Origin of the sequence: Cupriavidus sp. SZY C1 (assembly GCF_032190535.1) — a bacterium.
Classification (GTDB): Bacteria; Pseudomonadota; Gammaproteobacteria; order Burkholderiales; family Burkholderiaceae; genus Cupriavidus; species Cupriavidus pauculus_C.
The window spans coordinates 89,092-101,189 of record NZ_JAUANU010000002.1 but is presented as its reverse complement, the minus strand read 5'-3'; the positions used below and the strand labels follow the sequence as shown (position 1 = coordinate 101,189).

At 69.8% G+C, this 12,098-nt stretch carries 9 protein-coding genes; 6 read left to right on the top strand and 3 right to left on the bottom strand.

The features are described from left to right. The first annotated feature begins 334 nt into the window (after positions 1-334). The 4 genes from QTN24_RS04605 to QTN24_RS04590 all read left to right on the top strand — a co-directional run bounded on the left by QTN24_RS04605 (position 335) and on the right by QTN24_RS04590 (position 6,276). The gene (locus tag QTN24_RS04605; protein WP_124682262.1) at positions 335-1,639 is read left to right on the top strand and encodes a dicarboxylate/amino acid:cation symporter; all 1,305 of its coding nucleotides are present in this window, start codon (positions 335-337) and stop codon (positions 1,637-1,639) included. Between the two features lie 249 nt (positions 1,640-1,888). Then, positions 1,889-3,787 (top strand): ATP-binding protein, encoded by a 1,899-nt coding sequence (locus QTN24_RS04600; protein ID WP_124682263.1) that lies wholly within the window; start codon positions 1,889-1,891, stop codon positions 3,785-3,787. Continuing rightward, a complete protein-coding gene (locus QTN24_RS04595) occupies positions 3,777-5,144 on the top strand; it encodes a sigma-54-dependent transcriptional regulator (RefSeq protein ID WP_124682264.1) in 1,368 nt (455 codons plus the stop codon). Before QTN24_RS04600 ends, QTN24_RS04595 begins: the two co-directional genes overlap by 11 nt. A 532-nt stretch (positions 5,145-5,676) precedes the next feature. Then, positions 5,677-6,276: a helix-turn-helix domain-containing protein gene (locus QTN24_RS04590; RefSeq protein WP_124682265.1), complete on the top strand. Its 600-nt coding sequence runs from the start codon at positions 5,677-5,679 to the stop codon at positions 6,274-6,276. A gap of 70 nt (positions 6,277-6,346) precedes the next feature. On the opposite strand, the gene QTN24_RS04585 is transcribed toward QTN24_RS04590, so the two are convergent. Together QTN24_RS04585 and QTN24_RS04580 are read right to left on the bottom strand one after the other, a co-directional pair. After that, complete coding sequence (locus QTN24_RS04585) at positions 6,347-7,450, bottom strand: ornithine cyclodeaminase (protein WP_313835479.1); 1,104 nt, start codon at positions 7,448-7,450, stop codon at positions 6,347-6,349. Positions 7,451-7,463: 13 nt separating this feature from the next. After that, positions 7,464-8,342 carry a dimethylarginine dimethylaminohydrolase family protein gene (locus QTN24_RS04580; RefSeq protein ID WP_313835477.1) on the bottom strand — a complete coding sequence of 293 codons (879 nt, stop codon included), beginning with the start codon at positions 8,340-8,342 and terminating at the stop codon, positions 7,464-7,466. 175 nt (positions 8,343-8,517) lie between these two features. On the opposite strand from QTN24_RS04580, the gene QTN24_RS04575 reads away from it, so the two are divergent. After that, entirely contained in the window at positions 8,518-8,940 is a 423-nt protein-coding gene (locus QTN24_RS04575) for an Lrp/AsnC family transcriptional regulator (RefSeq protein WP_124682268.1), read from the top strand. Here QTN24_RS04575 and QTN24_RS04570 read toward each other — a convergent pair. Then, positions 8,928-10,730 carry a chloride channel protein gene (locus QTN24_RS04570; RefSeq protein WP_409558980.1) on the bottom strand — a complete coding sequence of 601 codons (1,803 nt, stop codon included), beginning with the start codon at positions 10,728-10,730 and terminating at the stop codon, positions 8,928-8,930. The two genes, QTN24_RS04575 and QTN24_RS04570, sit on opposite strands and share 13 nt — an antisense overlap. 132 nt (positions 10,731-10,862) lie before the next feature. Between QTN24_RS04570 and QTN24_RS04565 the strand changes: the two genes are divergently transcribed. Continuing rightward, entirely contained in the window at positions 10,863-12,005 is a 1,143-nt protein-coding gene (locus tag QTN24_RS04565) for an HPP family protein (protein ID WP_313835473.1), read from the top strand. The last annotated feature ends 93 nt before the right edge of the window (positions 12,006-12,098 follow it).

Sequence of the window (12,098 nt, the reverse complement as noted above, 5' to 3'; positions counted from 1 at the left end):
TTTGTCGGCTCCCGCCCGGGGGTTGCTCCGCTCTGCCGCAACGCGGGAGAGCGGAGCAACCCGACTGAACCCCAAGCGCCTGCCCTATCTCCCCGCCCTCCCCGCCCGTTCGGATTCCCGAACACCCCTTCCCCGCCCCGGTTCGGCCTCCCGAACGCCCCGTCCGCCGCACCCCAGAAAATCCCTTTGTATTCAAGGCCTTACACCTGTATCCAGGCGCGAACAGGCTGGCACGGGACGTGCACACATGGCGCCGCCCCATGGGCAAGGCCGCCGGGACGTTGCCATAAGTGACGCCCGGTGCGCGTACAGGACAAAGGAGGAAGAACCCACGATGACAAAACGACTGCCAACCCTGATCTTCGTAGCGATGCTGCTTGGCGTGCTGGCCGGCACGGCCGCGCACAACATGGCGCCGGACGCGGCCGCCGCGAAGGCGATTGCCGACAAGCTGTCGATCCTGACCGACGTGTTCCTGCGGATGATCAAGATGATCATCGGCCCGCTGGTGTTCGCCACGCTGGTGTCCGGCATTGCGAGCATGGGCGACGGCAAGACCGTTGGCCGGATCGGCCTGAAGGCGATGGCGTGGTTCATGGCGGCGTCCATCACGTCGCTGCTGCTGGGCCTGGCGATGGCCAACCTGCTGGCCCCGGGCCACGGCATGAACCTGCCGCTGCCGGCCGCCGACGCCGCGTCGAACCTGAAGACCGGCGCGCTGAACCTGCGCGACTTCGTGGCTCACATGTTCCCGAAGAGCTTCGTCGAGGCCATGGCCACCAACGAGGTGCTGCAGATCGTGGTGTTCTCGCTGTTCTTCGGCTTTGCGCTGGGCACGCTCAAGGACGGCGTGGGCAAGCCCGTGCTGGCCGGCATCGACGGCCTGGGCCACATCATGCTCAAGGTGACCAACTACGTGATGGCGTTCGCCCCGGTGGGCGTGTTCGGCGCCGTGGCGGCCGTGATCACGTCGCAGGGCCTGGGCGTGCTGGTGGTCTACGCCAAGCTGCTGGGCAGCGTGTATGCCGCGCTGGCGCTGCTGTGGATCGCGCTGATCGCCGGGGGCTACTACTTCCTGGGCCGCGACATCTTCAAGCTGATCCGCCAGCTGCGCGCGCCGCTGATGATCGGCTTTGCCACGGCCAGCAGCGAATCGGCCTACCCGAAGGTGATCGACCAGTTGAGCCGCTTTGGCGTCAAGAGCCGCATCACCAATTTCGTGCTGCCGCTGGGCTACTCGTTCAACCTGGACGGGTCGATCATGTACACGTCGTTCGCCGCGCTGTTCGTGGCGCAGGTGTACGGCATCGAGCTGTCGCTGTCGCAGCAGATCACGATGCTGCTGGTGCTGCTGGTGACCAGCAAGGGCATTGCCGGCGTGCCGCGCGCATCGCTGGTGGTGGTGGCCGCCGTGCTGCCGATGTTCGGCCTGCCCGAGGCCGGCATCCTGCTGGTGCTGGGCATCGACCACGTCCTGGACATGGGCCGCACCGTGACCAATGTCCTGGGCAATGCCATTGCCACGACCGTTGTCGCCAAAAGCGAGAACGCGATTGGCGCGCCGGAGCTGGCGGACGAGGATGACACCTCGGCCGCCGATACCGGCCTGACACCCGTTCAGGCCATGGCCAGCAAGTAAGCTGACCCAGGCGTGCCAGGGGCCCGGCTGCCGATCAGGCTGCCGGGCCTTTTTGCGTCTGGCGCGCGCGGACGGGCCGCGCACCGCACCACCCGAACGGGGGAGCCGGCGGGCCCGGTTTGGGGTGGCCGCAGGCGCGGCTGTGGTAAAACGTCGCCTTGCCGATGGCGTCGGCGGCCCGCGATGGCAATTTCGACCACGCGAACTGCCTGATACGCCACCTCGCAGCCTCCGCATTCCCGAATCCGCATGATTTTGTCCCCCTCCGACGGTCTCCAGGCGTCTCCGGCCACGTCCGCGTGGCGCCGCGCCGCGCCCCTCATCGCCCTGCTGATGCTGGCCGTGCTGGTGGCGGTGGCCGGCTGGCTGGGCTACCGCTACACCTACGACGCCGCGCTGGCCCGCCAGGCCGAGCGCGGCCAGGTGCAGATGCGCCTGTACGCGCAGGCGCTGGAGAGCGAACTGGCGCGCTACGACTACGTGCCGAGCCTGCTGTCGCTGGACGCCCGCATCGACGCGCTGCTGCGCCAGCCGGCGTCCGCCACGCGCGTGGCCGATGCCAACGCCTACCTGGCCGCGCTGAACGGCCGCGCCGGCACGCGGGTCATCTACCTGCTCGACGCCCGCGGCAAGGTGCTGGCCACCAGCAACTACCAGCGCCCGGACAGCTACCTGGGCGAGGACCTGAGCTTCCGGCCCTACTTCCGCGCCGCCATCGAGGGCCAGCTTGGCCGCTTCTACGGCGTGGGCACCACGCGCAGCGAATCGGGCTACTACCTGTCGGCGCCGCTGGGCGACCGCGACCGCCCGGTGGGTGTGGCCGTGGTCAAGATCGGCCTGGAGCCGCTGGAAAACCGCTGGCAGGGCAACGACAGCCAGATGCTGCTGGCCGACGAGAACGGCGTGGTGATCCTGGCGTCCGACCCGTCGTGGAAGCTGGCCGCGCTGCGGCCGCTCAGCAGCGACCAGCGCAGCCGGCTGGACCGCAGCCTGCAGTACAACCGCGCGCCGCTGCCGCAACTGGCGCTGACCACCGTGCGGCCGCTGGCCAACGGCCCCGCGCAGGGCGGCGACGCGCTGGTGCGGCTGCGCCAGGGTCCGCCGATGCTGGCCCAGCACCTGGCGCTGCCAGGCACCGACTGGGACCTGACGCTGCTGACCAATACGTCGCAGGCGCGCGTGGCGGCGCTGAACAGTGCCGCGCTGGCCGGCGTGCTCACCGCCTTCGTGCTGCTGCTGGGCGCCGCGTGGAACGTGCGGCGCCGGATCATCGGCGAACGGCTGGCCGCGCGCGCCGCGCTGGAGGCCGCCAACAGCGAACTGGAACGCAAGGTGGCCGAGCGCACCGCCGATCTTTCCGCCACCAACCAGCAACTGCAGGCCGAAGTGGCCGAACGCATCCGCACGGAGGCCAACCTGCGCCAGGCGCAGGACGGGCTGCTGCAGGCTGGCAAGCTCGCCGCGGTGGGCCAGATGTCGGCCGGCATCGCGCACGAACTGAACCAGCCGCTGGCCGCGCTGCGCACGCTGTCCGGCAACGCGGGCAAGTTCATCGCGCACGGCGACTACGCCACCGCGCAGGGCAACCTTGAACGGATCATCAGCCTGGTCGAGCGCATGGGCCGCATTACCGGCGCGCTGAAGTCGTTCGCGCGCAACCCGGCGCCGGCGCAGCGCCAGTCGGCCCGGCTGGTGGAGGCCGTGGACAACGCGCTGTTCCTGCTGGAAACGCGCGTGGCGGCCGTGGCGCCGCGCATCGAGCGCGACATCGACCCGCACCTGGCCGTGGCCTGCGACCCGAACCGGCTGGAGCAGGTGCTGGTGAACCTGATCGGCAACGCGCTGGACGCGATGAAGGACAGCGCCAGCCCGGCGCTGTGGCTGCATGCGTATGCGTCGGGCGGCATGGTCCACCTGACCGTGCGCGACAACGGCCCGGGACTGTCCGAGGCGGCGTTCGCCAAACTGTTCGAGCCGTTCTTCACGACCAAGCCGGCTGGCGAGGGGCTGGGGCTGGGGCTGACGCTGTCGGCCGGCATCCTGAGCGAGAACGGCGGCGCGCTGACCGCCAGCAATCATCCCGATGGCGGCGCCTGCTTCACGGTGGCGCTGCCGCACGCACGCGAGGAGCGCCGCCATGTCGGCTGAACCGATCGACACGCTGGACGCCGCCGGCACGCCGGCCCCGCTGACGGTGCTGATCGTCGAGGACGACGCCGACGTGCGGCTGGGCTGCGAACAGGCGCTGCGGCTCGAAGGCATCGCCACGCTCGCCGTTGCCAGCGCCGAGGCCGCGCTGCGCACGGTGCAGGCCGGCTTTGCGGGCATCGTGGTCAGCGACATCCACCTGCCCGGCGCCGACGGCATGGCGCTCTTGCGCGAGCTGGGCACGCGCGACGCGGCGCTGCCGGTGATCATGATCACCGGCCATGGCGACGTCACGCTGGCGGTGCAGGCGATGAAGCAGGGCGCCTACGATTTCCTGGAGAAGCCGTTCTCGCCCGAACGGCTGGTGGCCACGTGCCGCCGCGCGCTGGACAAGCGCCGGCTGGCGCTGGAAGTGGCGGAACTGCGTGCCCGCCTGGCGGGGCGCGAGGGACTGGCGGCGCGGCTGATCGGCCATTCGCCGGCCATCGAGCGGCTGCGCCAGATGATTGCCGGCATTGGCGACACCGCCGCCAACGTGCTGATCCACGGCGAGACCGGCACCGGCAAGGAACTGGTGGCGCGCTGCCTGCACGAGGCCAGCGGCCGGCGCGCGCGGCATTTCGTGCCGATCAACTGCGGCGGCCTGCCCGAGCAGTTGTTCGAATCGGAAATCTTCGGCCACGAGGCCGGCGCGTTCACGGGCGCGGCCAAGCGCCGCATCGGCAAGATCGAGCATGCGGAAGGCGGCACGCTGTTCCTGGACGAGATCGAGAGCATGCCGATGCCGATGCAGATCAAGCTGCTGCGCGTGCTGCAGGAGCGCGTGGTGGAGCGGCTGGGGTCCAACCAGCCGGTGCCGGTCAACACGCGCGTGGTGGCGGCCACCAAGGCCGACCTGCGCGCGCTGGCCGACGCGGGCCAGTTCCGCGCCGACCTGTACTACCGGCTCAACGTGGTCACGCTGGAGCTGCCGCCGCTGCGCGAGCGCCGCGAGGACGTGCCGCTGCTGTTCGAACACTTCGTGGCGCAGGCCGCGCTGCGGTTCGAGCGCGAGGCGCTGCCGGCCTCATCCGCGGAAATGGCGTCGCTGGTGGCCTACCCGTGGCCCGGCAACGTGCGCGAGCTGCGCAACGTGGCCGAGCGCCACGTGCTGGGGCTGGGGTGCGATCCCGCCAACGGCGTCACGGCACCGGCCGCGCTGCCGCTGGCGCAGGCCGTGGAGCAGTTCGAGCGCGCGCTGGTGGCCGATGCGCTGCGCCGCCACGCCGGCAGCCTCACGCGCGCGGCCGAGGCACTGGGCGTGGCCAAGACCACGCTGTTCGACAAGGTGCGCAAGTACGGCCTGGCGGCGGGGTGATCGGCGGGGTAATCGGCGGGGTGATGATGGGCACGCGGCACGTGTGCAAGTGCAATACCCCGCATGCAAATGTGTCAAATGTATATGACGCGGGAACCGGCACGCGAGGCGCAGGGTCTGTGATCGGGTACGAGACGCGGGCGGCATTCATGTCGGGCGTCATGGAACAAGTCGGACAGAGGGCGCCCGTTGTCTACCGAATCGCATCGATGTTCGTTAAACAACAAAAGTGTGACGCCAATCATTGCTTTCCCTCTGGCAACGAATCATCTTGAAGCCATACTATTGGCATTCGGCAAGCGGGGAGTATGTGGGAGGCCCGCCGAGCCGGAAGCAGCAAGCGGGCACGGCAACCTGAAGCCGTTGCTACGTCAACGCACAACAAAGCAACAAAGACCGGCCGGGGAGCGGGTCGCAAGCATCAGGGTCAGGAAAAACAGCAGCCCGGTCAATGACCGACGTGGCGTGTCCGAGGACGCCCGTGCAGTACGCCAGTCGTGCTGTGCTGCTGAACGACACTACGGGTGATTGGATGAAACTGGATCCAGAACTGGCTGAAAAGCCATACTACAGCACGCGAACCGCGGCAAAACTGCTCAACGTATCGCTCGGCACCGTGCAGAAAATGGTGGAACGCGGCGAACTTGGCGCGTGGAAGACCAATGGCGGCCACCGTCGCATCCACAAGGAGACCGTGCACCGGCTGCTGGCTGACCGCGCCATCCCGGACACCGCCGTCGAGCACAACCTCGACCTCGTGGTCTTCCATCCCAACCATACCGAGGCGCAGCGCATCAGCGCGCAACTGGGCAAGTGGTCCCTGCCGCTGAAGACGCAGGTGCTGGAAGACGTGGTGGACACCGTCATCACGTCGGTCGACGCCCGCCCCCGCGTGGTGCTGTACTACGTGGAGGAACTCAACGACGCCGAATCGGCGACGATCGAGAAGCTGCAGAACTTCTTTGCCCGCCAGCGCGTGATCTTTGCGGTGATTACCAACCGCCAGGCCTACGACGGCGTGGCCGATGCCCTGCAGCAGTGGGGGATCATGGTGTTCCTGAAGACGCCGTCGCTGGAGGAGATCAAGGGCTTCCTGCGCGCCCAGTTGATGATGGGACGCGGCGGCGCTTAATGTTTCGTTAATGTCTGATATTGAAACGGCCCGGCACTTGTCCGGGCCGTTTTGTTTTTGGGGTGAGGCATCAGGTCGGGGCGGCCTCGACCTGCACCACCGCCTCAACGGGTGACCCCATCATCCACCCATACAGGTCACGCGGGTCGGGCGGCATGGCCACCAGCTCGACATCGCGGCCGGCGTGGTGCGCCTGGGCGGCCGCGTGCAGCCAGCGCAGCGCCGCGTAGTCTTCCAGCGCAAAGCCGACCGAATCGAACACGGTCACCTCGTCGGCGCTGGCGCGGCCCGGCGCCCGGCCGGCCAGCACTTCCCAGAGTTCGCTGACCGGGGCCTCGGGCCATTGCTGAATCTCGCCCTCGATGCGCGACTGCGGCCCGTACTCGACCACGATGCGCGCCTGCCGCAGGATATCGACGTGCAGTTCGGTCTTGCCCGGGCAGTCGCCGCCTACCGCGTTCAGGTGCATGCCGGGCCGGACCATGTCCGGCGTGAGGATCGTGGCGCGCGTCTTGTCGGCCGTGACCGTGGTGACGATGTCGGCCCCGGCCAGCGCCTCGCGCACCGACCGCGCCGGCACGATGGCCAGCCCCGGCACGTCCGCAAGGTTGTGCATGAGCCGCGCGGTGGCGGCCGGGTCGATGTCGAACGCGTGGATCGTGGTGATGCCAGCCATCGCATGAAACGCCAGCGCCTGGAATTCGGCCTGGGCGCCGTTGCCGATCAGCGCCATGGTGTGCGCCCCGCCGCGCGCCATCGCCTGCGCGGCCAGCGCCGACGTGGCCGCCGTGCGCAGCGCCGTGGCCAGCGTCAGGTCGGCCAGCAGCAGCGGAAAGCCGGTGCGCACCTCGGCCAGCATCCCGCAGGCCATGACCGTCGGCAGCGCCAGCCGCGCGTTGCGGGGATGGCCGTTGACATACTTGAACGCGAAGTGGTGGCCGTCGCTGACCGGCATCAGCTCGATCACCCCCACGGGCGAATGGCTGGCCAGCCGCGCCGATTTTTCGAAGTCGACCCAGCGCAGGAAGTCCTCGCAGACGCAATCGGCCACGGCCACGATGGCCTGCCGCACGCCGATGCCGCGCACCAGCCCGGCCACGTCGCCCGCATCCAGGAAGCGCGTGCGGCGCGCGCCGGGCGAGGCGTGCTTCACGGCGGCGTTCGTTGAAGTCATGGCGCCCCTCCCCTCAGGCTGCCGCGGCGCGCCGCACGGGCGTGCTGGCGCGGTCCAGCCGCAGCGTCATGCAATAGGCGCCGCCGCCCGACATCATGTACGGCGACAGGTCCACCTCATGCAGCCGATAGCCGCGCCGGCCCAGTTCATGGCGTAAATGCGATGTGGTGCGCGTCATCACCACGTGGTCGTCCAGATTGACCGCGTTGACGCTGAAGTGGCGCAGGTCGTCCTCGGTGGCCTCGATGCGCTGCGCCACCGGCACGCGGGCGCGCAACGCACCGAGCGCGGCGTCGGTGAACGCCGGCGGGTAGTACAGCACCTCGCCGCCGGACAGCGGGCAGAAGCAGACATCGAGGTGATAGCTCTGCTCGGTGGCCAGTTCCAGCGCCACCACTTCCTGGCCAAACTGGCGCGCCATCGCGCTGGCAGCCTCGTGCGACGAGCGCGGGCCGAAGCCGGCCCAGAAATGGCCGCGCCGCGCATCCCAGATACAGTCGCCCGCGCCTTCCTGGTAGCAGCCCTCGGGCAGCCGTTCCACCGTATCGATCAGGCCGCGTTCGCGGAGTTGCGCGAAGATCGCCGCGAACGGCTGTTCCTCGCCGCGCCGCTGCGGATGCCGAAAGCGCGCCAGCACGGCCTTGCCGTCGAGCACCACGGCCGCGTTGGCCGGGAACACCATGTCGGGCTGGCCCGGCGCGCCGTCGGCCACTTCGACGGCAAACCCGGCGCGGTCCAGCGCGTCGCGCAGCGCATCGAACGCGGCCAGCGCGCGGCGGTGCATGCCGCTCGGGTCGCGGGCCCATGCCGCCGGGTCCATCCACGGATTGATGGCGTAGGAAACGTCGTAGAACGTAGGGGCAACCAGCAGGATGGTCGGACGGTCGAGCACGGCAGTCTCCTTGTCAGTGGCGCCCGGCGTGTCGGGCGTCCCTGATGTGGATTGTGGGTCGCGTGCGCGTCAGCGAACAGTCAACAAACTGGACAAATTGCTATGGACGTCTAACAATTCGCCAGACTTCGCTGGCGATATGCAATGCCGGCCGTACCGCACCAGGGAGCGCGCCATGGATGCCACCGATCGACAACTGCTGGGACTGCTGCGCGACAACGCGCGCACGCCGGTGACGGCGCTGGCCAAGGCGCTGCGCGTGTCGCGCGCCACGGTGCAGAACCGCATCGAGAAACTGGAGAAGGAAGGCCAGATCGTCGGCTACACGGTGCGGCTCAAGCCCGAGGCCGAGCCGCACCGCATCCGCGCGTGGATGACGGTGGCCGTGGAAGGCAACAAGGCGCGCCAGGTGCTGCAGGCATTGCGCGGCGACCCGAACGTGCAGACGCTGCACACGACCAACGGCCGCTGGGACATCATCGCCGAGTTGCGCGCCGATACGCTGGAGCAGTTCGACCGGACGCTCGACCGCATCCGGCTGGTCGATGGCATTTCCGCCACCGAGACCAGCATCCTGCTGTCGAGCTACAAGCTCTGACCGGCGACGGCCTGCGGCCGGCCGCGCAGCCGCTCGCGGTGCGTTTCCTCGTGCAGCGCGTGTTCGCTGGGCGACAGCAGGTCGCGCAGCGAGACGATGCCGACCGGCCGCATCGTTTCCAGGCTGTCGACCACGGGCAGGCGCGCCACGCTCAGCGCCGCCATGCGCCCGGCCGCGGCCCGGCCGGTCTGTGATGCCAGCAGCACGGGCGGCGTATTGGGGTCGCCATCACCCTGCCCGGCCACAAGGTCGCCGCAGCGCAGGCCGGTGTCGTGACCGGCACGAGCCGCCTCGATGGCGCTGCGATGCAGCATCCCCACCACGCGGCCCTGCGCCACCACCGGATAGGCGCGATGCGCGGCATGCGGGCCGAAATGGCGGGCCAGCGCATCGGCCACCGGCAGGTCGGCATCCAGCGTCACCACATCGCGCGTCATCAGGTCTTCCACGTGCGTCCGTTCCAGCGGATCGACGCCGTACTCGCGGTAGATGTGCAGCCCGCGCCGTGCGATCTTCTCGGTCATGATGCCGCGCTTCATCGTCAGCACCGAGAACCCGTAGGCCACGGCCGTGGTCAGCAGCAGCGGCAGCAGCGCCTCGCTGTCGTGGGTCAGGCCGAACGCGAACACGATGGCCGTCAGCGGCGCGCCCAGCACGCTGCCCAGCACGCCGGCCATGCAGACCAGCGCCCACAGCGCCGGCGATCCGCCCGGCAGCAGCGGGGCCAGCACCACGCCCAGCCCGGCGCCGAGCATCAACAGCGGCGCCAGCACGCCGCCCGACGTGCCCGAGCCCAGCGCGGCAATCCAGATCACCGCCTTGACCGCCAGCAGCGCCACGGCCACCTCCAGCGCCAGCCGGTTGTTGAGCAGGTCGCCGATCACGTCGTAGCCCACGCCCAGCGCGCGCGGCTCGAAGTACCCGCCGATGCCGACCACCAGGCCGCCGATGGCCGGCCACCACATCCAGTGCAGCGGCAGCCGGGCAAAGGCATCCTCGGTGCGATAGAGCGCCAGCGTCAGCCCCGCGCCCAGCACGCCGCACAGCAGCCCGGCGAACACGCAGGACCCCAGCGCCACGGTGCCGGCCGGCACGGTGTGCAGCGGAAACAGCGGGCCGGCCTCGAACAGGAACGGCCGCAGGAAGCCGGCCACCGCGCAGGCCAGCGCCACCGGCAGCAGGCTGCGCGGGCGCAGTTCGAACAGCAGCAGCTCCACGGCCAGCAGCACCGCCGCCACCGGCGTGCCGAAGATCGCCGTCATGCCCGCGCACGCGCCGGCCACCAGCAGCGTCTTGCGCTCGGCGGCGGTCAGGTGCAGGTACTGGGCCAGCAGCGACGCGATGGACCCGCCGGTCATGATGATCGGCCCCTCGGCGCCGAACGGCCCGCCGCTGCCAATCACGATGCCCGACGACAGCGGCTTGAGCACCGCCACCTTGGGCGACATCCGGCTCTTGCCGAACAGCACGGCCTCGATGGCCTCGGGGATGCCATGGCCGCGGATCTTGTCGCTGCCGTAGCGCGCCATCAGCCCCACGATCAGCCCGCCGATGGCCGGCACGGCAATCACCCACGGCCCCAGCGCATGGTGCGCCGGCGACCGCTCGGCAAACGACAGCGTCTGGAAGAAGAACAGGTTGGTGAAGAAGCGGATCAGGTTCACGAGCACGAACGCCGCGCCGGTGCTGACCGCGCCGATCAGCAGCGCGATGCCGGCCAGCATGGGCAGGCGGCCGTTGACGGCGTAATCGCGCTTGGGGGAATGGTGCGATGCGGGATGACTGGACATGGACATGGGGCGGGGCGAGTGGGATCATGCGCGGGTACGCAGCCGCCGAAATATATCATGCTGTGATACATTCACGAGTCCGGCCAATGCGCCGTGGCGCCCCCGACACTTCTAAAGCCGCCCCCGCTTTCGATGCCCGCTGGATTCGACCCGACCTCCTCCGTCGCAGAGGCCCGTGCCTGGCTGCGCACTTTCGTCCCCATGCCGGTGGCCGCCAGCCGGCACGAGCGCCTCAAGAGCTGTCTTGGCGCGCTGCTGGGCCTGGCGATCACCGAATGGATCTGCCGCCAGTTCCTGCTCGGCTTCAACCCGTGGTTTGTCGCGCCGATGGGTGCGTCGGCCGTGCTGCTGTTCGGCGTGCCGGCCAGTCCGCTGGCGCAGCCGTGGTCGATCATCGGCGGCAACCTCGTGGCCGCGACCGTCGGGGTGGCCTGCGCGAAGTTCATCCCCGACCCGGGGCTGGCGGCCGGCGTGGCCGTGGCCGGCGCCATCGCGCTGATGTTCCAGTTGCGCTGCGTGCACCCGCCCAGCGGCGCGGTGGCGGTGACGGCCGTGTTCGGCGGCCCGGCCGTGCAGGCGCTGGGATTCGGCTTCGTGGTGATTCCGGTGGCCATCAACTCGGCGCTGCTGCTGCTGACGGCGCTGGCGTTCAACAACTTCACGCGGCGCCGCTATCCGCACCGGCCGCCCGAGCCGGCGGCCCAGCATGACACCAAGGATGCGCCGCCCAGCCGCCGCACCGGCTTCACGCGCGCGGACCTGGATGCGGTACTGGCCGCACGCGGCGAATTTCTGGACATCGAGGAAGACGATCTGGAAGCCATCCTGGTGGCGGCCGAGCTGCGCGCCTATTCGCGGCGCTTTGGCGGCGCGCGCTGCGTGGACATCATGTCGCGCGACGTGATCTCGGTGCGCCCCGGCCAGATGGCCGCCGACGCCGCCGCGCTGCTGGCGCGCCACCGCATCAAGGCGCTGCCCGTGCTGGACCGCCAGCGGCGGCTGCTGGGCATCCTGACGCAGAGCGATTTCTTCCGCGCCTATCGCGCCAACTCGCGGCGCGTCAACGGCACCGTGCGCGACCTGATGACCCGCAGCGTGATCTCGGCCCGCACCGACCAGCCCATCGTCGAGCTGGCGCAGGGCTTCTCCGACGGCGGCCTGCACCACGTGCCCGTGCTGGACGCCGAGCGGCGCGTGGTGGGCATCGTCACGCAGTCCGACCTCGTGGCCGCGCTGCTGCGCCAGGGCGGCGCCGCGGAGCCGCCCGCCGCCTGACCCGCCGCGCCCGGCCGGACGGGCAAGGGAAAACCCGGAACGGCAGGCGAATTCCGCTATGCTTACGGCGTTCTTGCCACATGGACGCCGGTC

Coding starts and splice junctions, on each gene's coding strand:
- QTN24_RS04605 (WP_124682262.1), top strand. CDS start 335: ATGACAAAACGACTGCCAACCCTGATCTTCGTAGCGATGCTGCTTGGC.
- QTN24_RS04600 (WP_124682263.1), top strand. CDS start 1,889: ATGATTTTGTCCCCCTCCGACGGTCTCCAGGCGTCTCCGGCCACGTCC.
- QTN24_RS04595 (WP_124682264.1), top strand. CDS start 3,777: ATGTCGGCTGAACCGATCGACACGCTGGACGCCGCCGGCACGCCGGCC.
- QTN24_RS04590 (WP_124682265.1), top strand. CDS start 5,677: ATGAAACTGGATCCAGAACTGGCTGAAAAGCCATACTACAGCACGCGA.
- QTN24_RS04585 (WP_313835479.1), bottom strand. CDS start 7,450: ATGACTTCAACGAACGCCGCCGTGAAGCACGCCTCGCCCGGCGCGCGC.
- QTN24_RS04575 (WP_124682268.1), top strand. CDS start 8,518: ATGGATGCCACCGATCGACAACTGCTGGGACTGCTGCGCGACAACGCG.
- QTN24_RS04570 (WP_409558980.1), bottom strand. CDS start 10,730: ATGTCCAGTCATCCCGCATCGCACCATTCCCCCAAGCGCGATTACGCC.
- QTN24_RS04565 (WP_313835473.1), top strand. CDS start 10,863: ATGCCCGCTGGATTCGACCCGACCTCCTCCGTCGCAGAGGCCCGTGCC.